Below are 25,875 nucleotides of genomic sequence, written 5' to 3' on the forward strand. Positions count from 1 at the left end.
TCGGCGCCGTCCACGTTCGACACGAACCGGAAGGTCAACTCGCGTGCGGTGTAGGCGCGCAGCGCCTCGTAGGCCATGGCGGGCCCGAGGTCGGATCCGCCGATGCCGATGTTGACGACGTTGCGGATCCGCCTGCCGGTGTGGCCGGTCCACTCGCCGGAGCGGACCCGCTCCGCGAAACCGGCCATCTTGTCCAGCACCGCGTGCACCCGGAGTACGACGTTCTCGCCGTCGACCTCGATCACCGCGTCCCGGGGGGCTCGCAGCGCGGTGTGCAGCACCGCCCGGTCCTCGGTGATGTTGATCTTCTCGCCGCGGAACATGGCGTCCCGCAGGCCGAAGACGTCCGTCGCGGCGGCGAGTTCCCGCAGCAGGGCCAGGGTCTCGTCGGTGACCAGGTGCTTGCTGTAGTCGATGTGCAGGTCGCCGACCCGGACGACGTAGCGCTCGGCGCGGCCGGGGTCCGTCGCGAACAGCTCGCGCAGGGAGGGCCGACCCGCGGCCCGGTGGTCCTCGAGGGCCGTCCACTCGGGGCGGCGGTCGAGCTCGGGGAGGTCTGACGGTGCGTCGGACATGTCAGGCGTGCTCCTTGGTGACCCCGCCGCTGAGGGCGACGGCGTACATCTCGTCGGCGTCGAGGCGGCGCAGCTCCTCGGCGATGAGTTCGGAGGTGGGGCGGACCTTCAGGGCGAGGGTGCGTGGCGGCTGCCCCGGCAGGGTCAGCGTCGCCAGGGGCCCCTCGGGGCGGTCGATGACGATCTCGCCGTTCTCGGTGCCGAGCCGGACGGCGGTGACCACCGGCCCCGCCGTGACCACGCGGTCCACCGGCACGTTCAGCCGGGCCTCAAGCCAGCGCGAGAGGAGTTCGGCGCTCGGGTTCTCCCGCTCGGCCTCGACGGCCGCCGAGGTCACCTTCTCCCGGGCTTGGTCGAGCGCGGCCGCCAGCATGGACCGCCACGGCGTGAGCCGGGTCCAGGCGAGGTCGGTGTCGCCGGGCGCGTAGTGGCGGACCCTGGTCTCCAGGACCTCCAGCGGGCGCTCGACGGCGTACAGGTCGGTGATCCGGCGCTGGGCCAGCGCGCCGAGCGGGTCCTTGGAGGGAGTCTCGGGCGCGTCCACCGGCCACCACACGACGACCGGGGCGTCGGGCAGCAGCAGCGGCAGGACCACCGAGTCGGCGTGGTCGGACACCTCGCCGTAGGTGCGCAGCACCACTGTCTCGCCGGTGCCTGCCTCGGAGCCCACCCGGACCTCGGCGTCCAGCCGGGAGGTGGTGCGGTCGCGCAGGGTGCGGGCGTGTCGCTTGATGACGACGAGGGTCCGCGAGGGATGCTCGTGCGAGGCCTCCTCGGCGGCCCGGAGCGAGTCGTAGGCGTTCTCCTCGTCCGTGACGATGACCATCGTCAGGACCATGCCCACGGCCGGGGTGCCGATGGCCCGGCGGCCCCGTACCAGCGCCTTGTTGATCTTGCTTGCCGTGGTGTCGGTCAGGTCGATCTTCATGGCCTGCGCCAGCTCCGTCCGTCTCGTGCGAGCATCTCGTTTGCCTCTTCCGGCCCCCAGGTACCCGCCGGGTACTGGGCCGGCCTGCCGTGCCGGGACCAGTACTCCTCGATCGGGTCGAGGATCTTCCAGGACTCTTCCACTTCCTGGTGACGGGGGAACAGGTTGGCGTCGCCGAGCAGCACGTCCAGGATGAGCCGCTCGTACGCCTCCGGGCTGGACTCCGTGAACGACTCGCCGTAGGCGAAGTCCATGGACACGTCCCGGATCTCCATCGAGGTGCCCGGGACCTTGGATCCGAACCGCACGGTCATGCCCTCGTCCGGCTGGACGCGGATCACGATGGCGTTCTGGCCCAGCTCCTCGGTGGCGGTGGAGTCGAATGGGGAGTGCGGGGCCCGCTGGAAGACCACCGCGATCTCGGTGACCCGGCGGCCGAGGCGCTTGCCGGCGCGCAGGTAGAAGGGGACACCCGCCCAGCGGCGGTTGTCGATGCCGAGCTTGATCGCGGCGTAGGTGTCGGTCTTCGACTTGGGGTCGATGCCCTCCTCCTGGAGGTAGCCGACGACCTTCTCGCCGCCCTGCCAGCCGGCCGTGTACTGGCCGCGCACCGTGTGCCGGCCGAGGTCCTCCGGCAGCCGCACCGACTTCAGCACCTTCAGCTTCTCGGTGAGCAGCGCCTCCGCGTCGAACGCGATGGGCTCCTCCATGGCCGTGAGGGCCATGAGCTGCAGCAGGTGGTTCTGGATGACGTCACGGGCGGCGCCGATGCCGTCGTAGTAGCCGGCGCGGCCGCCGATGCCGATGTCCTCGGCCATCGTGATCTGCACGTGGTCGACGTAACTGCGGTTCCAGATCGGCTCGTACATCTGGTTGGCGAAGCGCAGCGCCAGGATGTTCTGGACCGTCTCCTTGCCGAGGTAGTGGTCGATCCGGAACACCTGGTCGGGGTCGAACACGTCGTGCAGGATGGCGTTCAGGTTGCGGGCGCTGGCCAGGTCGTGGCCGAACGGCTTCTCGATGACCGCGCGCCGCCAGGCGCCCTGCGGCGGGGAGGCCAGGCCGTGCTTCTTGAGCTGCTGCACGACCTTGGGGAAGAACTTCGGCGGCACCGAGAGGTAGAACGCGAAGTTGCCGCCGGTGCCCCGGGAGGCGTCCAGCTCCTCGACGGCGTCCTTGAGCTGCTTGAACGCGGTGTCGTCGTCGAAGTCACCGGGGATGAACCGCATGCCCTCGGCGAGCTGCTGCCAGACCTCCTCCCGGAACGGGGTGCGCGAGTGCTCGCGCACCGCGTCGTGCACGACCTGCGCGAAGTCCTGGTCCTCCCAGTCCCGGCGGGCGAAGCCGACGAGGGAGAAGCCGGGCGGCAGCAGACCGCGGTTGGCCAGGTCGTAGACGGCCGGCATCAGCTTCTTGCGGGACAGGTCACCGGTCACGCCGAAGATGACCAGACCGGAGGGGCCCGCGATGCGGGGCAGCCGGCGGTCGCTGGGGTCCCGCAGCGGGTTCACCCAGTCGGCGGCCGGGCCGACCGGGACACGAACGTCCTCGGTCGCGGCCGGCTTCTCCGGCTGCTGGGCGTCGGTCGTCATCACGCCTCAACTCCCTTGCTCTTCAGCGACTCGGTGACGGCGTCCAGCAGCTCCTGCCAGGCCGTCTCGAACTTGGCGACGCCCTCGTCCTCGAGCTGCTGGACGACCTCGTCGTAGGAGACGCCGAGCCGCTCGACGGCCGCGAGGTCCGCACGGGCCCGGTCGTAGCCGCCGGTCACCGTGTCGCCGGTGATCTCGCCGTGGTCGGCGGTGGCCCTCAGGGTGGCCTCCGGCATGGTGTTGACGGTGCCGGGGGCGACCAGCTCGTCGACGTACAGCGTGTCCTTGTAGGCGGGGTCCTTCACACCGGTGGAGGCCCACAGCGGACGCTGCTTGTTGGCCCGGTCACCGGCGAGCGCCTGCCAGCGCCCGGAGCCGAACACCTCCTCGTACGCCTCGTAGGCGAGCCGTGCGTTGGCGAGGGCCGCGCGGCCCTTGAGCGCGAGGGCCTCGTCGGTGCCCAGCGCGGTCAGCCGCTTGTCGATCTCGCTGTCCACGCGGGAGACGAAGAAGGACGCCACCGAGTGGATCTCCGACAGGTCCAGGCCCGGCAGGCCCGCCCGGGTCGCCGGGATCTTGATCATCACGTTGGGGCGGTCGACCAGCCAGGCGAGCTGCTTGGCCTCGGCGACCGTGGCCTCGGTGCGGTGGGCGAGCCGCGGGTCGACCTCGATGGAGACCCGGCCGTCGCGGCCGTCCGAGACGGTGTAAACGTCCCGCAGGACGTCCGCGGCCGCCCGCACGTCGGCGGTCGTCATCATGCGCACGGCCTCGTCGACCGTCACACCGCGGACCGCGAGCTCGGTGAGCTGCTCCTCGTAGCCCTCGCCGGAGCCTATGGCCGCCTGGAAGATCGAGGGGTTGGTGGTGACGCCGACGACACCGCCGCCGTCCACGAGAGAGGCCAGACCGCCCGAGGTGATACGGCTGCGCGACAGGTCGTCCAGCCAGACCGACACCCCCTCGTCGGCGAGGCGCTTGAGGGCTCCCGGGGTGGCGATTGCTTCGGTCACAGTGATCTTCTTTCCTATCGCGTCGGTATCAGGCGTGGATGGCGGCCAGCGACTCGCGGGCAGCGGCGGCGACGTTCTCGGGGGTGAAGCCGAACTCGGCGAACAGCGTGGCCGCGTCAGCGGAGGCACCGAAGTGCTCGAGGGAGACGATCCGGCCCGCGTCGCCCACGAAGCGGTGCCAGGTCAGGCCGATGCCGGCCTCCACGGCGACCCGGGCCTTCACGGCCGGCGGCAGCACCCGCTCCCGGTAGGAGCGCGGCTGCTCCTCGAACCACTCCACGGACGGCATGGACACCACCCGGGTGCCGATCCCCTCGGCCTCCAGCCGCTCCCGCGCGGCGACGGCGAGCTGCACCTCGGAACCGGTCGCGATGATGATCACCTCCGGGGTCTCGGTCGACGACTCGCGCAGCACATAGCCGCCCTTGGCCGCGTCCTCGTTCGGCGCGTAGACGGGCACGCCCTGGCGGGTGAGCGCGAGTCCGTGCGGGGCAGGGGCGGTGGCGTGCCTCTTCAGGATCTCGGCCCAGGCGATCGCGGTCTCGTTGGCGTCCGCCGGGCGGACGACGTTCAGGCCCGGGATCGCGCGCAGCGAGGCCAGGTGCTCGACCGGCTGGTGGGTCGGGCCGTCCTCGCCGAGGCCGATGGAGTCGTGCGTCCAGATGTACGTCACCGGGAGCTGCATCAGGGCCGACATCCGCACGGCGTTGCGCATGTAGTCGGAGAACACCAGGAAGGTGCCGCCGTAGACGCGGGTGTTGCCGTGCAGGGCGATGCCGTTCATCTCCGCGGCCATCGAGAACTCGCGGATGCCGAAGTGGACCGTACGGCCGTACGGGTCGGCCTCGGGCAGCGGGTTGCCGGCCGGCAGGAAGGAGCTGCTCTTGTCGATGGTGGTGTTGTTCGAACCGGCGAGGTCGGCGGAGCCGCCCCACAGCTCGGGGAGCACCGGGCCGAGGGCCTGCAGCACGTTGCCGGAGGCGGCGCGGGTGGCGACGGACTTGCCCTCCTCGAACACGGGCAGCGCGTCCTGCCAGCCCTCGGGCAGCTCGCCCTTGCTGATCCGGTCGAACAGCCGTGCCCGCTCGGGGTGCGCGGCCCGCCACTCGGCGATCCGCTTGTCCCAGGCCGCGTGCGCCTCGGCGCCCCGGTCCAGGGCCCGCCGGGAATGGTCCAGGACCTCGTCCGCGACCTCGAAGGCGCGCTCCGGGTCGAAGCCGAGAAGGCGCTTGGTTGCGGCGATCTCGTCCTCGCCGAGCGCCGATCCGTGGGCGGCCTCGGTGTTCCTCGCGTTCGGGGCCGGCCACGCGATGACCGTACGGAGGGCGATGATGGAGGGCCGCCCGGTCTCGGCCCGCGCGGCCTCCAGCGCCGCGTGCAGCGCGGGGGCGTCGACGTCGCCGTCGGTGGTGGGCGTGACGCGCTGGGTGTGCCAGCCGTAGGCCTCGTACCGCTTCAGCACGTCCTCGGAGAAGGCGGTGGCGGTGTCGCCCTCGATGGAGATGTGGTTGTCGTCGTAGACGAAGACCAGGTTGCCGAGCCTCTGGTGGCCCGCGAGCGAGGAGGCCTCGGCGGAGACGCCCTCCTGCAGGTCGCCGTCGGAGACGATCGCCCAGACGGTGTGGTCGAAGGGGGACTCGCCCTCGGGGGCGTCCGGGTCGAACAGGCCGCGCTCGTAGCGGGCGGCCATCGCCATGCCGACGGCGTTGGCGACACCCTGGCCGAGCGGGCCGGTCGTGGTCTCGACACCGGCGGTGTGGCCGTACTCCGGGTGGCCGGGCGTCTTCGAGCCGTGCGTGCGGAACGCCTTGAGATCGTCCAGCTCCAACTCGTACCCGGCGAGGAAGAGCTGGGTGTAGAGGGTCAGCGAGGTGTGGCCGGGGGAGAGCACGAAGCGGTCACGGCCGGTCCACTCGGGGTCGGCCGGGTCATGACGCATCACCTTTTGAAAGATCGTGTATGCGACAGGCGCCAGGCTCATCGCGGTGCCGGGGTGACCGTTGCCGACCTTCTGGACCGCGTCCGCGGCGAGAAGCCGGGCAGTGTCCACGGCGCGCCGGTCGAGGTCGGTCCACTCGAAGCCTTCGGGTGTCTGCGTGCTCATCTTCAGGAAGTCCTCGTTGAGTGCGGGATGGCTGGCCGGGCGCGTTCAAATCTAAAAGTCTGACTTTTTCGAGGAAAGGTCGCGGTGTGTCAGCCTGTGGTGAATCTGGGACAGTGATCGCGCGAGCGGAACGGCACACGGAGCACATGGCGGACGAATCACCCCGAGCCGATGGCGAGGGCGACGAGGGCATGGACGGCGACGCGATCAGAACCTTCCCCTTCCCGGCCGACCCGGCCGTCGGGGGCGTCGGCATGCGGATCGGCCCCATGGAAGGCGACCGCACCTGGCACGCCGACGCCCCGCTGCACCGCGTCCACCGCATCGACTTCCACGTGGTCATGCTGTTCTCCGCCGGCCCCGTACGGCACATGGCCGACTTCGCCGAGTACGAGGCCGGCGCCGGGGATCTGCTGTGGATCCGCCCCGGGCAGGTCCACCGCTTCGCCCGGAGCAGCGAGTACCGCGGAACCGTCCTGACCATGCAGCCCGGCTTCCTGCCCCGCGCCACCGTCGAGGCCACCGGCCTGTACCGCTACGACCTGCCGCCGCTGCTGCGCCCCGGACCGCGACAGCTCTCCGCGCTCGAGGGGGCGCTCGAGCAGCTGCGCCGCGAGTACGAGGACACCGTGACGCTGCCGCTCAGCCTGCACACGGCCGTCCTGCGGCACACCCTGACGGCGTTCCTGCTGCGCCTCGCCCACCTCGCGGCCAGCTCGGCCGAGGCCGCCCGGCGGCCGGCGGACAGCACCTTCACGCTCTTCCGCGACGCGGTCGAGAAGGGCTTCGCCACCCAGCACAGCGTCAGCGCCTACGCGGACGCGCTCGGTTACTCCCGCCGCACGCTCGTCCGCGCGGTCCGCGCGGCCACCGGCGAGACGCCGAAGGGATTCATCGACAAGCGGGTGGTGCTGGAGGCCAAGCGCCTGCTCGCCCACACCGACATGCCGATCGGCCGCGTCGGGGCGGCCGTGGGCTTCCCCGACGCGGCCAACTTCTCCAAGTTCTTCCAGCTCCACACCGGCGTCACACCGGTGGCGTTCCGGGCCGAACTGCACTGACCCCCGGACCCCGCTCGCCCCGGGCGCACCGCCACCGTGCGGCGGTGCGCCTGCCTAGGATGCGCGGGAGTCTCGCGGAAGGGCAGGGTGAGGGCATGAGGAGCCGGGCCACGGCACTGGTGGTGCAGAACGGTCCGAACGGCGGGCCCGGCCGGTGGGCCGGCTGGCTGGCCGAGGGCGGCGTGGACCTGGACGTGGTCCGCGCGGACACCGGGCAGGAGCTACCGGACCGGCTGGAGCACCAGGCACTGATCGTGCTCGGCGGCGGCTACCTGCCCGACGACGACACCCGGGCGCCCTGGCTGCCGCGTACCCGGACCCTGATGGGCCAGGCGCTGGAACGCGACGTGCCGGTCTTCGGGATCTGCCTCGGCGGACAGATGCTGGCGCAGGTGGCGGGCGGTGAGGTGAAGGGGGAGCACGGCGAACCCGAGTTCGGCAGCACGGTGCTGACCCTGCTCGCGCCGGCGGCCGAGGACCCGCTGTTCGGCGGGCTGCCCGAGCGTCCGACTGCGGTCGAGAACCACGTGGACGCGATCGTGCGGCTGCCGGCCGGGGCGCGCCCGCTGGCGCGCAGCGAGCGCTGTCCCCACCAGGCCTTCCGGCTCGGCCGGTGGGCGTGGGGCGTGCAGTTCCACCCCGAGGCCGACCCCGAGCAGATCGCGCACTGGCCGGCGGAGCGCCTGTCTCGGCACGGCGTCGACCGGGACGAACTGCTCCACGCGGCCCGGCGGGCCGATCCCGCCGCGGCCCCGGTGTGGCGCGAGGTGGCGCTGCGCTTCGCGCGGCTGGTGCGTGAGCGCCCCGCCCCCGCGGTCGGATGACGGTGCCCGGCCCCGTCACCGGCGAGCGGTCACGGGCCCGGGCGCGCGATCACCTCGTCAGTGACCGAAGTCGAACCAGTTGACGTTCACGAAGTCGGCCGGCTGGCCGCTGGTGAAGGTCAGATAGACGTCGTGCGTGCCGGTCACCCCGGTGATGTTCGCCGGGACGGTGCGCCACGACTGCCAGCCTCCGGTGCCGGCCAGCGCGAAGCTGCCGACCGGGGCGTTGCTCCGGCTGTCCAGCCGTACCTCCACCAGTCCGCTGACGCCGGACGCGGCCCCGCTCGCCACCCGGGCGTAGAACTGCTTGGCCGCGGTGGAGCCGAAGTCGACGCCCTTGTACAGCGCCCAGTCGCCGTTCGCGAGGGAACCGAGGTTCTGCCCGCCGCCGGAGTCGGTGGTGGACTCGGGGACCACGCCGGACTGGCTGTCGTAGGACTCGGCCTGGATGGCGCTGTAGGCGTCCCGGTTGCCGGAGGGCGGGGGAGTGGTGCCGCCGCCACCGCCGCCGGAGGACTGCAGGACCTGCACGTAGTCCACGGTCATCGGGTGGTTGGGCTCGGTGCCGCCGTCGGGTCCGCCGCCGAAGGCCCCCGGGAAGCCGCCGCCCATCGCCACGTTGAGGATGACGAAGTAGCCGTGGTTGGTGGCGTTGGCCCAGGTGGCCGCGTCGACCTGGTTGGCCTTCACGGTGTGGAAGTTGACGCCGTCGAGGTAGAAGCGGATCTCCTCGGGGCTGGTCGAGCGGTCCCACTCCATCGAGTAGGTGTGGAAGCCGGCCTGACAGGTGCTGCCGGTGCAGGACGTGGAGTTGCCGATGCCGGAGGTCTCGTTGCAGGGGCCGCCGGGGTTGGTCCCGCAGTGCACGGTCGACCAGTCGGTGTTGAGGCCCTGGACGTTCTCCATGATGTCCAGCTCGCCGACGCCCGGCCAGTTCTGGTAGTTGCCGCGGAACGGTGAGCCGAGCATCCAGAACGCCGGCCAGTAGCCCTTGGCGGCGGCGCCGGTGACGTTGGGCATCTGGATGCGGGCCTGCACCCGCAGCTTGCCGCCCGACGGGGGCTGGAAGTCGGTCCGCGTCGTCTCGATGCGGCCCGAGGTCCAGCGGCCGGAGGCGTCGCGGCGCGGGGTGATGAGCAGGTTGCCGTTGCCGTCCAGCGCGACGTTGCTGGTGCTGGAGGTCATCGTCTCGACCTCGCCCGTACCCCAGTTGGCCGCGCCGCCCGGATACGAAGTGCCGGTGTCGTACTGCCAGTTGGAGGTGTTGACGCCGGAACCGGCCGAGCCGTTGAAGTCGTCGAGGAAGACCTGGGTCCAGCCGGACGGCGGGGTGGGGGCGGACGCGCTCGCCGGGGCGGTGGCGGCCGTCGCGACCGCCGTGGCCAGACCGACGGTCGCGGCGACCGCGACCAGCGTGCGGCGGAACAGCCGGGGTCTGGACCTGCCGGAGGAATCGCTCATGGGGGAGAGCCTCTCGGGTACGGAAGTGGTGTGCGGGGAGAACCTTGGAGGCGCTCCCATGGTGTATTGAGAGCGCTCTCAGAGTGTCGCCAATGTGCTCCCCGGTTCCCCGGTCGTCAAGAGTTGAAGCAGAGAAACTCCTTTCAACGCGGGGGAGTTCACCCCATGAAGCCGCCCGTACCGGAGCAGACCGTGCCGCCGCGGCGGGCCCCGTTCGAGGGTGCGGCAGCACCGGCCCCGCCGGTTCGCCGGCCCCGGTCCACGGCGCGGGGACTTCCCCGTGGCGCGCCTCGATGTGCGAGGGTGCAGGCGTGAGACTGACGATTCTGGGCGGCGGCGGCTTCCGGGTTCCGCTCGTGTACGGGGCGCTGCTGACCGACCGCGGTGCGGGCCGGGTCACGGAGGTGGTGCTGCACGATCCGGACGCCGGCCGGCTGCACGCGGTCGCCCGGGTGCTGGCCGAGCAGGCGTCGGCCGCCGCCGACGCCCCTCGCGTGACCACCACCACCGACCTCGACGAGGCCCTGCGCGGCGCCGACTTCGTCTTCTCCGCGATCCGCGTGGGCGGCCTCCAGGGCCGGGCGGACGACGAGCGGGTGGCCCTGGCCGAGGGGGTCCTCGGCCAGGAGACGGTCGGTGCCGGCGGCATCGCCTACGGCCTGCGGACGGTCCCGGTCGCCGTCGACATCGCGCGGCGGGTGGCCCGTCTGGCCCCGGAGGCCTGGGTCATCAACTTCACCAACCCGGCGGGGCTGGTCACCGAGGCCATGTCCCGCCACCTCGGCGACCGCGTGATCGGCATCTGCGACTCGCCGGTCGGCCTCGGCCGCCGGGTGGCCCGGGTGCTCGGGGTGCGGCCCGAGGACGCCTGGATCGACTACGTCGGACTCAACCACCTCGGCTGGCTACGCGGTCTGCGCGTCGACGGCCGCGACGAACTGCCGCGCCTGCTCGCCGACCCGGGACTGCTCGGCTCCTTCGAGGAGGGCAGGCTCTTCGGCGCCGACTGGCTGCAGTCGCTGGGCGCGATCCCCAACGAGTACCTGCACTACTACTACTTCAACCGCGAGACGGTGCGCGCCTACCAGGAGGCGGAGAAGACCCGCGGCGCCTTCCTGCGCGAGCAGCAGGCGCGCTTCTACGACGAGGCCCGCCGTACGGATGTCTCCGCCCTCGGTGCCTGGGAGCGGACCCGCGCCGAGCGCGAGGCGACCTACATGGCGGAGAACCGCGAGACGGCGGGCGCCGGCGAGCGCGAGGCCGAGGACCTCTCGGGCGGCTACGAGAAGGTGGCCCTCGCCCTGATGCGGGCCATCGCCCGGGACGAGCGGACCACGCTGATCCTCAACGTCCGCAACCGGGGCACCCTGTCCGTCCTGGACGACGACGCCGTGGTCGAGGTGCCCTGCCTGGTCGACGCCAACGGTGCCCACCCGGTCGCGGCCGCCCCGCTGCCCGGCCATGCCACCGGGCTGGTGTGCGCGGTCAAGGCCGTCGAGCGCGAGGTGCTGGCCGCCGCCGGGTCGGGGTCGCGCGCCACGGCCGTGAAGGCGTTCGCGCTGCATCCGCTGGTCGACTCGGTCCACGTGGCCCGGCGCCTGGTGGAGGGGTACACGGCCGTCCATCCCGGGCTCGGGTACCTGACGTAACCCCGGCACCGGACCCGCTCCCCCTCTACGCGGCCGGGGTTCGTCCGTCGGGCCGGCCGGCCGCTCCCCGTGACCGCGGCCGGCCGGTCCGATCCCCCGTTCCCCCCGTCGGTGCTTCCCCCGTGCTTCCCCCGTGTCCCCCTGTTCCTGCTATTGGGAGTCGCGGGACCGCCCCCTGATACACCCCGGGCGGAAAAAAAGAATCCCCCCGGCCCAGGAGCCGGGGGGACGTGGCCGTGTGCCGCCGTGCTCAGCCGGTGAAGCCGGCCGTGATGGAGGTGAACTGCCAGGTGCTCTGGCTGATGCCGGAGCAGTTGCTCACCACGCCGCCGCCCGGGCAGGGCCGGTCGCGGTTGACCGCCCAGTAGGCGAGCCGCGCGATGTGGTGGGAGTTGGCCCAGTCACGGATCTGGGTCCAGATCGCCGGGGTGGTGTTCTCCTGCTGGTCGGACAGGCCGTTCATGCCGGAGATGCCGATGTGCGAGTAGGCGGTCGCGTCGTCCCAGCCGAACGTCGACTTCAGCTTGTTCTTCAGTCCGTCGGCCGCGTTCACGGTGTTGCCGTACATGCCGGAGCCGCCGCCGAAGTCGAACGGCATGATCGTGAAGACGTCGATGTCGGCGCCCAGCGACTGCGCCTGCTCGATGAGCCGGTTGCCGTAGTAGGTCGGGCCGGTGGTCGAGGTGCCGAAGGTCACGATGGTCTTCAGGCCGGGGTTGTTGGCCTTGACCGTCTTCAGCGCGGTGAGGATCCGCGCCTGCACGGCCTCGTTCTCGAACTCGTCGGTGTTCTCGATGTCCATGTCGATCGCCTTCAGCGAGTAGGCGTCGATCACCTTCTGCAGCGCCCCCGCGAGCGCGCTCGCCGAGGAGCAGTTGGCGCCGAGCTTGCTGCCCTGCCAGCCGCCGAACGACGGGACGACGTCACCGCCCGCCGAACGGATCTGGTTGACGGCGGTCTGGTCGGCGCCGCCGGTCAGCGCCCGGCTGCCGTCCCAGGCCGGGTTGCAGCCGCCCGAGTCCAGCACGAACGCCATGGTGAACCACTTGACGCCGGTCGCGCTCATCACCGTGGCCGGGTTCGGCGGATCGCCCCAGCCCTCGTACAGATAGGGGGCCGCCTGCTTGAACCCGGTGCCGCCGCCGCTCCCGGTGTCCGTCGTGACGGACACCGGGCTGGAGGCCGGCGACACGTTCCCGGCGGCGTCCCGCGCCTTCACGGTGAAGGTGTACGACGTGCTCGGCGACAGTCCACTGACCGTGGCGGAGGTCCCGGAGACGCTGAGCACCTGGCTCGCTCCGGCGTAGATGTCGTACGCCGTCACGCCCACGTTGTCCGAGGCGGCGTTCCACTTCAGTGACACGCTGGAGGAGGACTTGCCGGTCGAGGCGAGCCCGCCGGGCGCGGTCGGAGCCTGGGTGTCCCCGCCGCCTCCGCCGCCCGGGCCGTCGAGCTGGATGTCGTCGGCGTAGTACGAGCCCTGCGCGTACCAGCCGTGCACATAGATGGTGGCGCTGGTCTGCGAGGCGCCGGTGGTGAAGGAGACGCTGAGCTGGCTGTACGCCGACGGGGACGTGGTCCAGGTGGAGGCGCCGCCGTTGACGCCGAGGTACACGTACGAACCGCGGACCCAGCCGCTGAGGGTGTACGCGGTGTTCGGCTTGACCGCGACCGTCTGGCTGCACTGTGCGTTGTCGCTCGAACTCACCGCCCCCTGCAGGGCCTTGGAGCCGCCGTGCACAGGGGAGGAGACGACCGAGCCGAGGTTGCCGGTGCAGGTCCAGGGGGAGAGGCCGCCCGATTCGAAGCCGGGGTTGGTGAGGACGTTGGCCGCCTGTGCGGTGCCCGGAAGGGCGACGGCCCCGCCGAGGGCCAGGGCGGCGGAGCCGAGCAGGGCGAGGAGCCGGCGTCTGGGACGCCCGAGTATGTGGCGCACGCGATCTCCCTGTGGGGATGGGGGTGTCCGGGAGTGCAAGGGGAATGCGGAAGGTGCGCCCACCAAGTTGGTATGGACCAATCGGAGTGTCAATAGGGCGAGTTCGGATTGGTCCGGGCCCGTGTGGGGGGTGAGGGCGTCACGCCGGGGCGGTGGCGGGAGAACCGGCCTGCCTGGCGGCTCCGTCGGCGGGCGCGGGGACCGCGGGGAGCGGAGTCTGCGCGGTCCGCTGCTGTGGCACGGACACCGGCCGCAGCGTGCGCGGCGCCGACACCACCGTGTAGTCCTGGCCCAGGAACGGGGGCTCGATCACACCCGGGTCCTCGCCCAGCGCCAACCGCACAGCCGCCCAGGGGGCGTTGACCCCGCAGAGCGAGAGCTGGTGCAGCCCTCCGGCCGGCCTGGTGTTGACGTCCAGCAGCACCGGGCGGTCGCCGTGCATCCGGAACTGGATGTTGGACAGGTAGTGCAGCCCGAAGCCCTCCGCGAGCAGCCGGGCCGGCGCCAGCCACCGCTCGCGCAGCGTGAAGCCCCGGCGGCGGCCGTTCTTGGTCCGGCCCACCGCCAGCCGGACCCGGTTGTCCGGCCCGGTCAGGCAGTCGACCGACACCTCCGGCTGCTCCAGCCGCGGCATCACCAGCCAGTCCACCGGCTCCTCGGCCCGCCGCAGCACCTCGACCACCAGGTCGAGCTGGACGTACGGCCCGGGGAACCCGCTCAGATGCGTGAGCGAGAAGGGCGCACGGGTGATCATCCGGAAGCCGACCCCGCCCGCCCCGGACGCCGGTTTGAAGCACGCCCGCTCCCCGGCCGCCTCCAGCTCCTCCACCGCGGCGACGAGTTCGTCCGCCGTGCGCACCCGCCACCAGGGCGGCACCGGCACGCCGACCGCGCTCGCCGCCTCGTACGCGGTCGCCTTGTCCTCGAACACGGCCACGGCCTCGGGCGTCGGTGCCAGTAGCGCGGTCCCGGCCGCCCGGAACTCCGCGCGGTGCGCCACGATCTCCGCCTGGTGCAGCCGGGGCACGAACACGTCGATCCCGCGCCGGGCGCACTGGGCGAGGGCGTACTCCACGTACGCGGCCGGCGACAGGCCCTCCGGCTCCAGCTCGGCGGTGTCGGCGGCGGCCAGCACGGGGGAGTCGGCGTCGCCGTGCGTGGCGTGGATCTCGACCGCCCGGTCGCTGGGATTCCTCCGCAGCTGATCCATGAAGAAGACGTTCTCCGCGTACGTGCGGTTGAGCCAGACGCGTACGCGAGAGGCCATGCAGGCCGCCTTTCGGGGTTTTCGGGCAGGGCGCAGCGGCCCGTGCCCGGGCAGGAGGGAGGAAGGGACACCAAACGGCCCTGTGGAAGGGGGAGTTAGGGGCGCCGGTGTCGGGGCGATCATACGGCTTTCAAACGCCCGCGCGTGCAACGCGCAGGTTACGGATTCCCCCCGGTCCGGTCGGGCGGGCACTGGCCGAAGATCCCCTTGCCCCGGCCTCGTGGATGTGTTCTGGTGGTGCCCTTGGCATGATCGGAAGGGGCACGGGGTGGAGTCGACGGCCGGGGCCGGACAGCTGCTGGCCATCAGCGACCTGCACATCTCGTATCCGGAGAACCGCGCGCTCGTGGAGCGGATGCGCCCCACGACGGACGACGACTGGCTGATCGTGGCCGGGGACGTCGCCGAGACCGTCGAGGACATCCGCTGGGCGCTCGGCACCCTCGCGGACCGCTTCGCCAAGGTCCTGTGGGCACCCGGCAACCACGAGCTGTGGACCCACCCGAAGGACACCGTCACCCTGCGCGGTGTCGCCCGCTACGAGCACCTCGTCGCCGTGTGCCGGGAACTGGGCGTGCTCACACCCGAGGATCCGTACCCGGTGTGGCGCGGCCCCGGCGGCCCGGTCGCCGTCGCCCCGCTGTTCCTGCTGTACGACTACTCCTTCCTGCCGGACGGCTGCGCCACCAAGACCGACGGCCTGGCCTACGCGCACAGCACCGGCATCGTCTGCAACGACGAGTACCTGCTGCACCCCGACCCCTACCCGACCCGCGAGGACTGGTGCCGCGCCCGCGTCGCCGAGACCGAGCGCAGGCTCGCCGAGCTGCCCGCGGACCTGCCGACCGTCCTGGCCGCGCACTACCCGCTCGACCGGCACCCGACGGACGTGCTGTGGTACCCCGAGTTCGCCATGTGGTGCGGCACCACCCTCACCGCCGACTGGCACCACCGGTTCCGGGTCGAGACGATGGTCTACGGCCATCTGCACATCCCGCGGACCACCTGGCACGAGGGAGTCCGCTTCGAAGAGGTGTCCGTGGGATACCCGCGCGAATGGCGCAAGCGCCCGGTGCCCCCGGGGCAGCCGCGCCCCGTACTGCCGATGGAGGTCGGACCCGGTGATCGAGGAGCTGCTCCCGGAGTCGGTGGTGGCCGTGGAGTCGCACGGTGACCAGGACACCGATGAGGCCCTGCTGTACCCGCAGGAGCGCCCGCTCGTCGCGCGGGCGGTGAGCAAGCGCCGCCGGGAGTTCACGGCGGCGCGGGTCTGCGCCCGGCGGGCCATGGAGAAGCTCGGCGTACCGCCGCAGCCCGTGCTGACCGGTGAGCGCGGCGCCCCCGTGTGGCCGGACGGGCTGGCCGGCAGCATGACCCACTGCGACGGCTACCGCGCCGCCGCGCTCGTGCGCGCCGCCGACCTGGCCTCCCTCGGCATCGACGCCGAACCGCACGCACCGCTGCCGGACGGCGTCTTCGGTACCATCGCGCTCCCCGCCGAGCAGGACCGGCACCGCGCGCTGTCCGCCGCCCGGCCCGCCGTGCACTGGGACCGGCTGCTGTTCAGCGCCAAGGAGTCCGTTTACAAGGCGTGGTTCCCCCTCACTCGCGCCTGGCTCGACTTCTCCGAGGCCGACATCGAACTCACCGCCGCCCCCGGCCAGGACACGCGTGGCGGCTTCCACGCCCGGCTGCTCGTCCCCGGCCCGCTGGTCGGCGGCGTCCGTGTGGGCGCGTTCGAGGGGAGCTGGCTCGTCCGGGACGGACTCGTGCTGTCGGCGGTGACCGTCCCGCACCACTGAGCGGAACGGTCACCCGGGACCGGATCTCACTCCTGCGGGCACCAGTGGGACAGCAGCCCGAAGAACTCCTCCTCGTTGCCCGCGAGCCCGGCCCGCGCCAGCGCCCCGTCCGCCTCGGCGAGCACGGCGGGGGGCACCAGGACGGGCCGGGGGCCGTCCGGCGGCCCGTCGAAGGCCGCGCGCACGGTGTGCAGCAGCCGCAGATAGGCCTGGACGGCGGTGCGCTCACGGTCGGTCAGTACGGCGGTGGTCATCGGTCGGCTCTCCCCGGTTCGGCGTCACGGATCACGCGCGCTGCGGCGCCGTGCGCCGCGTCGTACGGCGCACGACTCCAGCTTGCCGCCCGCCACTGACAACGCGGCGCGGGCGGGCCCGGGTTCGCCCGCTCAGCGGACGCGATACCCCCCGCGGACATGGCACTTGGCGGTCGCGGAGGTCCCGGCGGACGCGCGCGGGCCCGGTGGGCCGGCCCCGTCCGCGCGATCCGGGGGACGGTCTACGCCTCGGGCCGCTGGACGTTCTCCAGGAGCATGTCGAGCCACTCGGCGACCTTGTCCCGGTGCTGGTCGGTGGGCAGTTGCGCGGCGCGCCAGGCGATCCCGCGGACCCCGTGGTCCTGCAGCAGCCGCTCCAGCGGGTCCTCCGCGAGTTCGGCGGCGGCCCGCTCCCGGTCGGCGAGCTTCTGCAGCAGCTCCTGCTCGGTGCGCTGCAGGGCACCCGCCAGCGCCTCGGCGTCCTCCGCTGTGAGGAAGCCGGCGTGCACCCGGAAGAACCGCTGGAGCGCGTCGCAGTGCTCCATGGTCGGCCGCCGGTCGCCGTTGATCAGCGCGCCCGCCTGCTGCCGGGACATGCCCGCGCCGTCCGCGATCTCCTGCTGGGTGTACTTGCGGCCGTTCGGCTTCAGCCGGGTGCGGCGCAGCAGGTCCAGGCGCTGCAGGAAACGTGCCTGGACATCCGGTTCGCCCGCAGGGCGGCCGCTGAGCAGGGCCTTGACCACCGGCTCCGGAACACCGCAGGCGACGGAGAGCCGCCCCACGTCGAAGACCTCGGTGTGCGGCACGCCGAGCCGGTCGGCGAGCGCGGTGACGCGGGCGGCGACGGCCGACAGCTGTGCGGTCTCGGTGGCGCCCGGATCCTCGTAGCCATCCGTCACCGACAGAACTCCTACGTCTCTCGAAGGCCTCAGGTGCGTTCCGCGCATGTCGCGAGCGGGTGTTGTGAACTTCCCGGAGAGTAGCGGGTGCTTTGAACCCGCATCCAGGTCTCGCCACAACTGTGGCGAATTTCAGCCGTCAACCGGCATGAAATGCCACGATAGTTGACACGGCTCTTGTCCGGGCAGCAGGATCGCATCGCCGCGCGAAGGCCGGCAGAGGCAAGAGGGGTGACCTCCCGATGGCACATCAGGCAGGAGGACAGTGGCCGGCGCCGCGACCCGTCCCCGAGGGCTGCGAGGTCCAGGCGTACCTCCAGGACTACGCCGCGCTGGTGGAGGCCGTCCCCTTCCCGTCCCTGGTCGTCGACCACCGCTGGAACGTCATGCTGGCCAACGGCGCCTACGGGAACCTGTTCGGCGGTGTGCGTCCGCACCCGACCGCCATGCCCGGGGACAACTTCCTGCGCTTCGTGCTGTTCCACCCCGATGCCGGCGGCATCCTCGGTGAGCACGAGCAGGGCTGGTGCCTGCCGATGCTCGCCCATCTGAAGGCCGCGATGGACCGCTCGGGCCACGACCACGAACTCCAGGCCATCCGCAGGGACATCGGTCAGGACCCGATCATGGAGGCCGCCTACCGGCAGGGCCTGCCGCACTGGATCCGCGCCGTCGGCGAGGCCGCGACCCGGATCGACGGCGCCGTACGCCTGCTGCACCACCCCGACCCGCGCCGGGGCCCCACCGAGTGCCGGATCGTCGACGAGACGCCCCGCACGCTGGAGGAGATCGGCTGCACCCGTCTGACGATGGTGCTGCGCGACACCCGCCGCCCGGCCGGCGCCGCGCGCCGTCAGCGCCGGACACGCGGCGTCGGAACGCATCTGACGGTCGTTCCGGCCCCCATGGACTGACCCGGTTCCGTCGGCGTTCAGGTCGCCGACGGGACCGGGCCGGGAAGCTCCGCGGTCCCCCTCACGCCGACGCGCCCGAGGCGCTCCGTACGCAAGCCACGCAATCCGTTTGCGTGGCTTGCGCTGTTCTTGCGGCAACATGCATGCGAAGTCACCTTTCTCGCGCCCAACCCCTCCTGTCGTTTCGGCTATCCATGCTGCTGTCAAAGAATTACATATTCTGCGCGACATCTTGTGAACGAATGTCGTCGGTGCTTGAGTGTGCGGCGCCCCGCAGGCGCACTCTCCTGCTGTCCCCCGACCCCCACCACGAAGGGACCGGCACATGCACCGCACCACCGCACATGTCAGGCGCATGCCAAAGATCGGGGCGGTCGTCGCCCTCACCGCCGGCATGCTCGTCACCCTGGCGCCCGCCGCGCACGCCGCCTCCGGCGCCACCCTCCCCTTCACCTCCGTCGAGGCGGAGTCGGCGAGCACCACCGGCACGAAAATCGGCCCCGATCACACCCAGGGCAGCCTCGCCTCGGAGGCCTCCGGCCGGCAGGCCGTACGGCTCGCCGCGGGACAGCGCGTGGAGTTCACCGTGCCGCGCGCCGCCAACGCGGTGAACGTCGCCTACAGCGTCCCGGACGGTCAGTCCGGTTCGCTGAACGTCTACGTCAACGGCACCAGGCTCGCCCGGACGCTCCCGGTCACCGCCAAGTACTCCTACGTCGACACCGGCTGGATCACGGGTTCCAGGACCCACCACTTCTACGACAACGCCCGGACGCTGCTGGGCCGGGACGTCCAGGCCGACGACAGGATCGCCTTCGAGGCGGCCGGCACCCAGGTCACCGTGGACGTCGCCGACTTCGAGCAGGTCGCGGCGGCCGCCGCCCAGCCCGCCGGCTCGGTGTCCGTCGTCTCCAAGGGTGCCGACCCCAGTGGGAGCGGCGACTCCACCCAGGCCTTCCGCGACGCCATCGCCGCGGCCCGGGGCGGGGTGGTGTGGATCCCGCCGGGCGACTACCGGCTCACCTCCTCCCTCAACGGCGTGCAGAACGTCACCCTGCGTGGCGCGGGCAGTTGGCACTCGGTCGTGCACACCTCCCGCTTCATCGACCAGACCGGCTCCTCGGGCGGTGTCCACATCAAGGACTTCGCGGTCGTCGGCGAGGTCACCGAGCGCGTCGACTCCAACCCGGACAACTTCGTCAACGGCTCCCTCGGCCCGGACTCGTCCGTATCCGGCATGTGGCTCCAGCACCTCAAGGTCGGGCTGTGGCTGACCGGCAACAACGACAACCTGGTGGTGGAGGACAACCGCGTCCTCGACACCACCGCCGACGGCCTCAACCTCAACGGCAGCGCCAAGGGTGTCCGGGTCCGCAACAACTTCCTGCGCAACCAGGGCGACGACGCGCTCGCCATGTGGTCGCTGTACTCCCCGGACACCGGCTCCAGCTTCGAGAACAACACCATCTCGCAGCCCAACCTCGCCAACGGCATCGCCATCTACGGCGGCACCGACCTGACGGTGCGCGGCAACCTGATCTCCGACACCAACGCCCTGGGCAGCGGCATCGCGATCTCCAACCAGAAGTTCCTCGACCCCTTCTCCCCGCTGGCCGGCACCATCACGGTCGACGGCAACACCCTGGTGCGCACCGGCGCGCTGAACCCGAACTGGAACCACCCGATGGGCGCGCTGCGGGTCGACTCCTACGACAGCGCGATCGACGCGACGGTGAACATCACCAACACCACGATCACCGACAGCCCGTACAGCGCCTTCGAGTTCGTCTCCGGCGGCGGACAGGGCCGGCAGGTGCGCAACGTCAACGTGACCGGTGCGACCGTGCGCAACACCGGCACGGTCGTGGTCCAGGCCGAGACGCCGGGCGCGGCATCCTTCCGCGACGTCACCGCCACCCAGGTCGGTTCCGCCGGCGTCTACAACTGCCCGTACCCGGCGAGCTCCGGTGCCTTCACACTCACCGACGGCGGCGGCAACTCCGGCTGGGCCGGCACCTGGCCGGACTGCTCCACCTGGCCCCAGCCCGGCCAGGGCAACCCCGCCCCCGACCCGAACAGCAACCTCGCCAAGGTCCGACCGGCGACCGCGACGGGTTCGCAGGACGTCTACACGCCCGGCAAGGCGGTCGACGGCGACGCGGGCACCTACTGGGAGTCGGCCGACAACGCCTTCCCGCAGGCCCTGACGGTCGACCTCGGCTCCTCCAGCGCGGTGCGCCGCGTCGTGCTGAAGCTGCCCCCGTCCGCCGCCTGGGGCGCCCGCACCCAGACCGTCACGGTGCTCGGCAGCACCGACGGCTCGGCCTACTCCACGGTCGTCGGCGCGCAGGGCTACCGCTTCGACCCGGCCACCGGCAACACGGCCACCGTCTCGCTGCCGAGCGGTACGGACCTGCGCTACCTCCGGCTCTCCGTCAGCGCCAACACCGGCCGGCCGGCCGGGCAGTTCAGCGAGGTGGAGGCGTACCTGGCGAACTGATCCCCGTGCGCGGAGACGCCCTTGAGGCGCTTCCGGGTGCCGCCGGCCGCCCGCAGCGGCCGGCGGCACCCGGCGGACCGCCGGGTTTCACATGGGTGCCATCAGATACTTCCCTGACGTTTGCTGCTCTTGGAACACTCGCTTCGCGCAGATTCCGTCATGTGACGGCAGCTTCTACGTCAGGATGAGAGGACGTTCACCCATGTCCGAAGTCAACCGGCGCCGCTTCCTGCAACTCGCGGGCGCCACGACGGCGTTCACCGCGCTGTCCGGCAGCATCCAGCGGGCGGCCGCACTGCCCGCCCACCACCGCACGGGTTCGGTCCGGGACGTCGAGCACATCGTCGTCCTGATGCAGGAGAACCGCTCGTTCGACCACTACTTCGGCAAGCTCAGAGGTGTCCGGGGCTTCGGCGACCCCCGCCCGGTCACCCAGAACGGCAGGTCCGTCTGGAAGCAGTCCGACGGCACCAAGGACATCCTCCCCTTCCACCCGGACGCCGACGACCTGGGCCTCGCGTTCATCCAGGACCTCCCGCACGGCTGGAACGACGGCCACACCGCGTTCGCCGGCGGCAAGTACGACATGTGGGTGCCCGCCAAGTCCCCGACGACGATGGCGTACCTGACGCGCGACGACATCCCGTTCCACTACGCGCTCGCCGACGCCTTCACCGTCTGCGACGCCTACCACTGCTCGTTCATCGGCTCCACCGACCCCAACCGCTACTACATGTGGACGGGGTACACCGGCAACGACGGCAAGGGCGGCGGCCCGGTCCTCGGCAACGACGAGGCGGGCTACGGCTGGACGACGTACCCCGAGCGCCTGGAGCGGGCCGGGGTCTCCTGGCGGATCTACCAGGACGTCGGCGACGGACTGGACGCGCACGGCGGCTGGGGCTGGATCGAAGACGCCTACCGCGGCAACTACGGCGACAACTCCCTGCTCTACTTCAACCAGTACCGGAGCGCCGAACCCGGCAGTCCGCTCTACGACAAGGCGCGCACCGGCACCGACGCGCGCAAGGGCGAGGGCTTCTTCGACCGGCTCCGTGCCGACGTCACCACCGGGAAGCTGCCGCAGGTCTCCTGGATCGTCGCCCCCGAGGCCTTCACCGAGCACCCCAACTGGCCCGCCAACTACGGCGCCTGGTACGTCTCACAGGTGCTGGACACGCTGACCGCCGACCCGGACGTATGGGCGAAGACGGCGCTGTTCATCACCTACGACGAGAACGACGGCTTCTTCGACCATGTGATCCCGCCCTTCCCGCCGGCCTCCGCCGACCGGGGCCGGTCGACCGTGGACCCCGCACCCGACCTGTTCAAGGGCGACGCCGGCCACGCCGCGGGCCCCTACGGACTGGGCCAGCGCGTGCCGATGCTGGTCGTCTCCCCCTGGAGCAAGGGCGGTTACGTCTGCTCCGAGACCCTCGACCACACCTCGATCATCCGGTTCATCGAGAACCGCTTCGGCGTCCAGGAGCCGAACATCTCGCCCTGGCGCCGGGCCATATGCGGCGACCTGACCTCCGCCTTCGACTTCTCCCGCCAGGACACCGCGCCGGTGGCGCTGCCGTCCACGGCCGGCTACCGGCCGCCGGACCACGACCGCCACCCCGACTACGTGCCCAGCCCGCCCGCCACACCCGCGCTGCCCAGGCAGGAGCGCGGCAGCCGCCCCACCCGTCCGCTCAAGTACGCCCCGGTGGTCGACGGTTCGGCGGACACGGCGGCCGGCAAGTTCACCCTCGCCTTCGCCTCCGGCGCGCACGCGGGAGCCGCGTTCCTCGTCACCTCGGGCAACCGCGGCGACGGCCCCTGGACGTACACCACCGAGGCCGGCAAGACGCTCTCCGACACCTGGAACTCGGCGTACTCGGGCGGCTCCTACGACCTCGCCGTGCACGGCCCGAACGGCTTCCTGCGCCTGTTCAGGGGCCGCAACGGCACGGCCGGGCCGGAGGTCACGGCCCGGCACACCGGCGACGACGTGGAGCTCACCTTCACCAACCGGGGCTCCGGCACGGCACGGCTGAAGCTCGTCAACGGCTACGGCGGCGACCCGGAGACGGTGACCGTGCGGGCCGGAGCCACCGTACGGCGGACCGTCCGGCTCGCGTCCAGCCGGCGCTGGTACGACCTCACGGTCACCACGGACGCCGACCCGGCGTTCCTGCGCGGCTTCGCCGGTCATGTCGAGAACGGGCGACCCGGCGTCAGCGACCCGGCCATCATCACGGAGTGAGCGGGCGATGAACACCGCTCCGGGCGGACTGGTCAGGTACCGGTCACATCAGGGTAGTGTGCCCCGGTGACCACGCAATCGAACACGCCTGCAGGCTGGTACCCCGATCCGCACGGGGCGGCCCAGACGCTCCGCTACTGGGACGGCACCCAGTGGACCGAGCACACCAATCCGGCGCAGCAGGGCGCAGGCCAGGCTCCGCCGGCCGCTCCGCAGCAGCCGGCGGCCCACATCCCGCAGCAGCAGGCCGGCGACGCCAAGGTGCAGCGCCAGGTGCAGAAGCAGGCGGGCGTCACGGCCGGCGGTCCCGGCGGCGGCACTCTCTTCACCGAGCCGGTCCTGGTGGTGAACCAGAAGGCCAAGCTGATCGAGCTGACCAACGAGTACAAGGTCATGGACCAGAGCGGCCGTGAGATCGGCGCGGTCACCGAGGTCGGCCAGAGCGCGCTGAAGAAGATCCTGCGCTTCGTGTCCAGCCTCGACCAGTTCATGACGCACAAGCTGGAGATCCGCGACGCCTACGGCCAGCCGCAGCTCGTGCTCACCCGGCCCGCGAAGTTCTTCAAGTCCCGGGTCATCGTGACGCGCCCGGACGGCTCGCCGGTCGGCGAGATCGTCCAGAAGAACATGATCGGCAAGATCAACTTCGCGATGAACGCGAACGGCCAGCAGGTCGGCGCGATCAAGGCGGAGAACTGGCGGGCCTGGAACTTCGCCATCGTCGACCACGCGGACAACGAGGTCGCCCGGATCACCAAGACCTGGGAAGGCCTCGCCAAGACGCTGTTCACGACCGCGGACAACTACGTCCTGCAGATCCACTACCAGCTGCCCGAACCGCTGCTGAGCCTCGTCGTGGCGACGGCCCTGACCGTCGACACCGCCCTCAAGCAGGACTCGCGCGGCTGGGGCTGACGGGCCTCGCCGGGCCGCGGCCCGAGGGAGCGAACGGCGGTGGCCGGTGCGCGCGGAGGACCCGCGGGCACCGGCCACCGCCGTTCGCCGTTCAGAGCGCGGTGAGATGTCCCGGCTGCTCCGGCTGCCGGGGGACCAGCGCCGGTTCCGCCGCCGCCGTGCCCGGCTCCAGGGCCAGGACCGCCGCGACCGGGTGCTCGTCGTCGTGCCCGTCGTGCCCGTCGTGCCCGTCGGACCCGTCGGATCCGCCGGATCCGCCGGGTGCCGGCGTCGCCCGGGTCAGCAGGAGCACGCCCTGGGCGGCGAGCCCGGCCCCGGCCACCGCCAGCAGCACCCCGCCGGTTCCGCCCCGCAGGCCCTGCCCGAGCAGGGTCAGTCCGATGACCGCGGCGGCCACCGGATTGGCCAGGGTGACCATGGCCAGCGGGGCGCCGAGACCACCGCGGTAGGCCGTCTGGGACAGCAGCAGGCCGCCGGTGGAGAACGCGGCCACGAGGACGGCGACCACGACCACCTCGAGCCCCGGGCCGGACCCGGAGTGGTCCGTGGCCGCCACCGTCACCGTCTGGGTGAGGGCTGAGGCGACCCCCGAGGCGAAGCCCGAGGCGGTGGCGTGCCGCAGGCCCGGCCGGGTACCGGGCCGGGAGAGCAGACCGATCAGCGTGGCGGTGGTACCGGCGACCGCCAGCGCCTCCGGCAGGCTCAGTATCCGTTCGGGCGCCGGTCCCGAGGCGCTGACCAGCACCGCGGCGAGCCCCAGCAGCGTGAGCGCGGTGCCGCGCCACTCCACCGCGCTCACTCCCCGCCCGGCGGCCCGCGCCCCGAGCGGCACGGCCGCGACCAGGGTGAGCGCCCCGAGCGGCTGGACGACCGTCAGCGGCCCGTACTTGAGGGCGACCACGTGCAGCAGCGCGGCGCCCGCGTTCAGGCCGACCGCCGACCACCACGCGCCGGTGCCGAGCAGCCGCACCAGGCTCGTGCCGGGGCCGCGGGAGGCGAGGCGTTCCTGGGCCACGGCGGCGGCCGCGTAGGCGACGGCGGAGATCAGCGACAGGCCGAGGGCGAGCAGGGTGGCGGCGCTCATCGGCCGGCTCCCGCCAGGACCGGCCCGCGCTGGGCGGGCAGCCGCGGGGCGCCCCCGGCCGTACCGGACGGGTGCCGAGGCGCGCGGACGACCGCCAGCGCGGCGCCGAGCATGACGGCCGCCGCCAGCGCGTCGACCCAGTAGTGGTTGGCCGTGCCCACGATCACCAGCAGGGTGACCAGCGGATGCAGCAGCCACAGCGGGCGCAGGGGCGAGCGGGTGGCCGCCATCAGGCCCACCGCCACCATCAGCGCCCAGCCGAAGTGCAGTGAGGGCATCGCCGCGAACTGGTTGGACAGGTGGTCGCCGGCCGGCGGTCCGTAGACCGAGGGTCCGTATATCCGGGCGGTGTCCAGCAGGCCGGTGCCGGCCAGCATCCGCGGCGGAGCCAGCGGGAACGTGAACGGCAGCACCAGGGCGGCCGCGGTCACCGCCGCCAGCACCCGACGCGCCCAGACGTAGTGGGCCGGGCGCCTGACGTACAGCCAGACCAGGAACGCCAGCGTGGCCGGGAAGTGGACGGTCGCGTAGTAGGTGTTCGCCAGGTGGACGAGGAGGTCGCCGTGCAGCAGTGCGGACTGCACGGAGGTCTCGTCGGGCAGGTGCACGGCCCGTTCGAGGTCCCAGACGCGATGCGCGTTGTGGAAGGCGTCCGCGGTGTGGCCGACGGCCAGCCGCCGCCCGAGCTTGTAGACGAGGAAGAGTCCCGCGACGAGCAGGAGCTCGCGCGCGAGCGGCGGTCGCGCGGTCGCTGTCGCGTCCGGCTCCGCTGCTGCAGGCTCGGTTCGGGCGTTCATCCCCCGGCCCCTTCGCTGACGGTCGTGCGGGTGGTGGTGCGGGCCGGGC

The 25,875-nt window shown here is 72.0% G+C and carries 20 protein-coding genes and 1 pseudogene; 9 read left to right on the plus strand and 12 right to left on the minus strand.

Annotated elements, in window-relative coordinates; translation table 11 throughout:
* From AB0924_RS22850 to tkt, 5 genes and pseudogenes are all read right to left on the minus strand, one after another.
* Positions 1-575, minus strand: a pseudogene (locus AB0924_RS22850) (glucose-6-phosphate isomerase); the annotation flags it as partial.
* A gap of 1 nt (position 576) precedes the next feature.
* Positions 577-1,503, minus strand: a complete 927-nt coding sequence (gene opcA / locus AB0924_RS22855) for a glucose-6-phosphate dehydrogenase assembly protein OpcA (protein WP_358932283.1) — start codon at positions 1,501-1,503, stop codon at positions 577-579.
* Positions 1,500-3,095: a glucose-6-phosphate dehydrogenase gene (gene zwf / locus AB0924_RS22860; RefSeq protein ID WP_366912364.1), complete on the minus strand. Its 1,596-nt coding sequence runs from the start codon at positions 3,093-3,095 to the stop codon at positions 1,500-1,502. Before zwf ends, opcA begins: the two co-directional genes overlap by 4 nt.
* On the minus strand, positions 3,095-4,108 hold the full coding sequence (locus tag AB0924_RS22865) for a transaldolase (protein WP_366912365.1): 1,014 nt from the start codon (positions 4,106-4,108) through the stop codon (positions 3,095-3,097). Before AB0924_RS22865 ends, zwf begins: the two co-directional genes overlap by 1 nt.
* A 28-nt stretch (positions 4,109-4,136) precedes the next feature.
* The gene (tkt, locus tag AB0924_RS22870) at positions 4,137-6,212 is read right to left on the minus strand and encodes a transketolase (protein ID WP_366912366.1); all 2,076 of its coding nucleotides are present in this window, start codon (positions 6,210-6,212) and stop codon (positions 4,137-4,139) included.
* A gap of 146 nt (positions 6,213-6,358) precedes the next feature.
* Here tkt and AB0924_RS22875 point away from each other — a divergent pair, with 146 nt between their 5' ends.
* On the plus strand, positions 6,359-7,273 hold the full coding sequence (locus tag AB0924_RS22875) for an AraC family transcriptional regulator (RefSeq protein WP_366912367.1): 915 nt from the start codon (positions 6,359-6,361) through the stop codon (positions 7,271-7,273).
* Between the two features lie 95 nt (positions 7,274-7,368).
* Positions 7,369-8,097, plus strand: a complete 729-nt coding sequence (locus AB0924_RS22880; RefSeq protein WP_366912368.1) for a type 1 glutamine amidotransferase — start codon at positions 7,369-7,371, stop codon at positions 8,095-8,097.
* Positions 8,098-8,154: 57 nt separating this feature from the next.
* On the opposite strand, the gene AB0924_RS22885 is transcribed toward AB0924_RS22880, so the two are convergent.
* A complete protein-coding gene (locus AB0924_RS22885) occupies positions 8,155-9,558 on the minus strand; it encodes a glycoside hydrolase family 16 protein (RefSeq protein ID WP_366912369.1) in 1,404 nt (467 codons plus the stop codon).
* Positions 9,559-9,869: 311 nt separating this feature from the next.
* Here AB0924_RS22885 and AB0924_RS22890 point away from each other — a divergent pair, with 311 nt between their 5' ends.
* Complete coding sequence (locus tag AB0924_RS22890; protein WP_366912370.1) at positions 9,870-11,207, plus strand: 6-phospho-beta-glucosidase; 1,338 nt, start codon at positions 9,870-9,872, stop codon at positions 11,205-11,207.
* Positions 11,208-11,457: 250 nt separating this feature from the next.
* On the opposite strand, the gene AB0924_RS22895 is transcribed toward AB0924_RS22890, so the two are convergent.
* Complete coding sequence (locus AB0924_RS22895; RefSeq protein WP_366912371.1) at positions 11,458-13,143, minus strand: carbohydrate binding domain-containing protein; 1,686 nt, start codon at positions 13,141-13,143, stop codon at positions 11,458-11,460.
* 139 nt (positions 13,144-13,282) lie between these two features.
* On the minus strand, positions 13,283-14,410 hold the full coding sequence (locus AB0924_RS22900) for an ATP-grasp domain-containing protein (RefSeq protein ID WP_358932302.1): 1,128 nt from the start codon (positions 14,408-14,410) through the stop codon (positions 13,283-13,285).
* A gap of 268 nt (positions 14,411-14,678) precedes the next feature.
* Here AB0924_RS22900 and AB0924_RS22905 point away from each other — a divergent pair, with 268 nt between their 5' ends.
* Positions 14,679-15,584 (plus strand): metallophosphoesterase, encoded by a 906-nt coding sequence (locus AB0924_RS22905; RefSeq protein WP_366912372.1) that lies wholly within the window; start codon positions 14,679-14,681, stop codon positions 15,582-15,584.
* Positions 15,532-16,212 carry a 4'-phosphopantetheinyl transferase superfamily protein gene (locus AB0924_RS22910; RefSeq protein WP_358932306.1) on the plus strand — a complete coding sequence of 227 codons (681 nt, stop codon included), beginning with the start codon at positions 15,532-15,534 and terminating at the stop codon, positions 16,210-16,212. The genes AB0924_RS22905 and AB0924_RS22910 overlap by 53 nt, the downstream gene beginning before the upstream one ends.
* 26 nt (positions 16,213-16,238) lie before the next feature.
* Here AB0924_RS22910 and AB0924_RS22915 read toward each other — a convergent pair whose 3' ends face one another.
* Both AB0924_RS22915 and AB0924_RS22920 read right to left on the minus strand, forming a co-directional pair.
* Positions 16,239-16,466, minus strand: coding sequence for a hypothetical protein (locus tag AB0924_RS22915; protein ID WP_351668166.1), 228 nt, complete (start codon positions 16,464-16,466; stop codon positions 16,239-16,241).
* 242 nt (positions 16,467-16,708) lie between these two features.
* Complete coding sequence (locus tag AB0924_RS22920; protein WP_366912373.1) at positions 16,709-17,365, minus strand: helix-turn-helix transcriptional regulator; 657 nt, start codon at positions 17,363-17,365, stop codon at positions 16,709-16,711.
* A 242-nt stretch (positions 17,366-17,607) separates the two neighbouring features.
* Between AB0924_RS22920 and AB0924_RS22925 the strand changes: the two genes are divergently transcribed.
* The 4 genes from AB0924_RS22925 to AB0924_RS22940 all read left to right on the plus strand — a co-directional run bounded on the left by AB0924_RS22925 (position 17,608) and on the right by AB0924_RS22940 (position 23,945).
* Complete coding sequence (locus tag AB0924_RS22925) at positions 17,608-18,279, plus strand: hypothetical protein (protein WP_358932311.1); 672 nt, start codon at positions 17,608-17,610, stop codon at positions 18,277-18,279.
* A 325-nt stretch (positions 18,280-18,604) separates the two neighbouring features.
* Complete coding sequence (locus AB0924_RS22930) at positions 18,605-20,779, plus strand: discoidin domain-containing protein (RefSeq protein ID WP_366912374.1); 2,175 nt, start codon at positions 18,605-18,607, stop codon at positions 20,777-20,779.
* Between the two features lie 202 nt (positions 20,780-20,981).
* Complete coding sequence (locus AB0924_RS22935; protein WP_366912375.1) at positions 20,982-23,030, plus strand: phosphocholine-specific phospholipase C; 2,049 nt, start codon at positions 20,982-20,984, stop codon at positions 23,028-23,030.
* Positions 23,031-23,096: 66 nt separating this feature from the next.
* Positions 23,097-23,945 (plus strand): phospholipid scramblase-related protein, encoded by an 849-nt coding sequence (locus AB0924_RS22940; RefSeq protein WP_358932317.1) that lies wholly within the window; start codon positions 23,097-23,099, stop codon positions 23,943-23,945.
* 91 nt (positions 23,946-24,036) lie between these two features.
* Here the strand turns inward: AB0924_RS22940 and AB0924_RS22945 are convergent, their stop codons facing one another.
* Together AB0924_RS22945 and AB0924_RS22950 are read right to left on the minus strand one after the other, a co-directional pair.
* Positions 24,037-25,029, minus strand: coding sequence for a hypothetical protein (locus tag AB0924_RS22945; RefSeq protein WP_366912376.1), 993 nt, complete (start codon positions 25,027-25,029; stop codon positions 24,037-24,039).
* Positions 25,026-25,826: a phosphatase PAP2 family protein gene (locus AB0924_RS22950; RefSeq protein WP_366912377.1), complete on the minus strand. Its 801-nt coding sequence runs from the start codon at positions 25,824-25,826 to the stop codon at positions 25,026-25,028. Before AB0924_RS22950 ends, AB0924_RS22945 begins: the two co-directional genes overlap by 4 nt.
* Positions 25,827-25,875 lie beyond the last annotated feature (49 nt).

The organism is Streptomyces sp. NPDC047869 (assembly GCF_040704065.1).
Taxonomy (GTDB): Bacteria; Actinomycetota; Actinomycetes; order Streptomycetales; family Streptomycetaceae; genus Streptomyces.

Excerpts from the sequence above, each read along its gene's own strand:
- AB0924_RS22925 (WP_358932311.1), top strand. The coding sequence starts at position 17,608 with ATGGCACATCAGGCAGGAGGACAGTGGCCGGCGCCGCGACCCGTCCCC.
- AB0924_RS22885 (WP_366912369.1), bottom strand. The coding sequence starts at position 9,558 with ATGAGCGATTCCTCCGGCAGGTCCAGACCCCGGCTGTTCCGCCGCACG.
- AB0924_RS22880 (WP_366912368.1), top strand. The coding sequence starts at position 7,369 with ATGAGGAGCCGGGCCACGGCACTGGTGGTGCAGAACGGTCCGAACGGC.
- AB0924_RS22950 (WP_366912377.1), bottom strand. The coding sequence starts at position 25,826 with ATGAACGCCCGAACCGAGCCTGCAGCAGCGGAGCCGGACGCGACAGCG.
- AB0924_RS22915 (WP_351668166.1), bottom strand. The coding sequence starts at position 16,466 with ATGACCACCGCCGTACTGACCGACCGTGAGCGCACCGCCGTCCAGGCC.
- zwf (WP_366912364.1), bottom strand. The coding sequence starts at position 3,095 with ATGACGACCGACGCCCAGCAGCCGGAGAAGCCGGCCGCGACCGAGGAC.
- AB0924_RS22900 (WP_358932302.1), bottom strand. The coding sequence starts at position 14,410 with ATGGCCTCTCGCGTACGCGTCTGGCTCAACCGCACGTACGCGGAGAAC.
- AB0924_RS22930 (WP_366912374.1), top strand. The coding sequence starts at position 18,605 with ATGCACCGCACCACCGCACATGTCAGGCGCATGCCAAAGATCGGGGCG.
- AB0924_RS22875 (WP_366912367.1), top strand. The coding sequence starts at position 6,359 with ATGGCGGACGAATCACCCCGAGCCGATGGCGAGGGCGACGAGGGCATG.
- AB0924_RS22935 (WP_366912375.1), top strand. The coding sequence starts at position 20,982 with ATGTCCGAAGTCAACCGGCGCCGCTTCCTGCAACTCGCGGGCGCCACG.
- AB0924_RS22945 (WP_366912376.1), bottom strand. The coding sequence starts at position 25,029 with ATGAGCGCCGCCACCCTGCTCGCCCTCGGCCTGTCGCTGATCTCCGCC.
- opcA (WP_358932283.1), bottom strand. The coding sequence starts at position 1,503 with ATGAAGATCGACCTGACCGACACCACGGCAAGCAAGATCAACAAGGCG.
- tkt (WP_366912366.1), bottom strand. The coding sequence starts at position 6,212 with ATGAGCACGCAGACACCCGAAGGCTTCGAGTGGACCGACCTCGACCGG.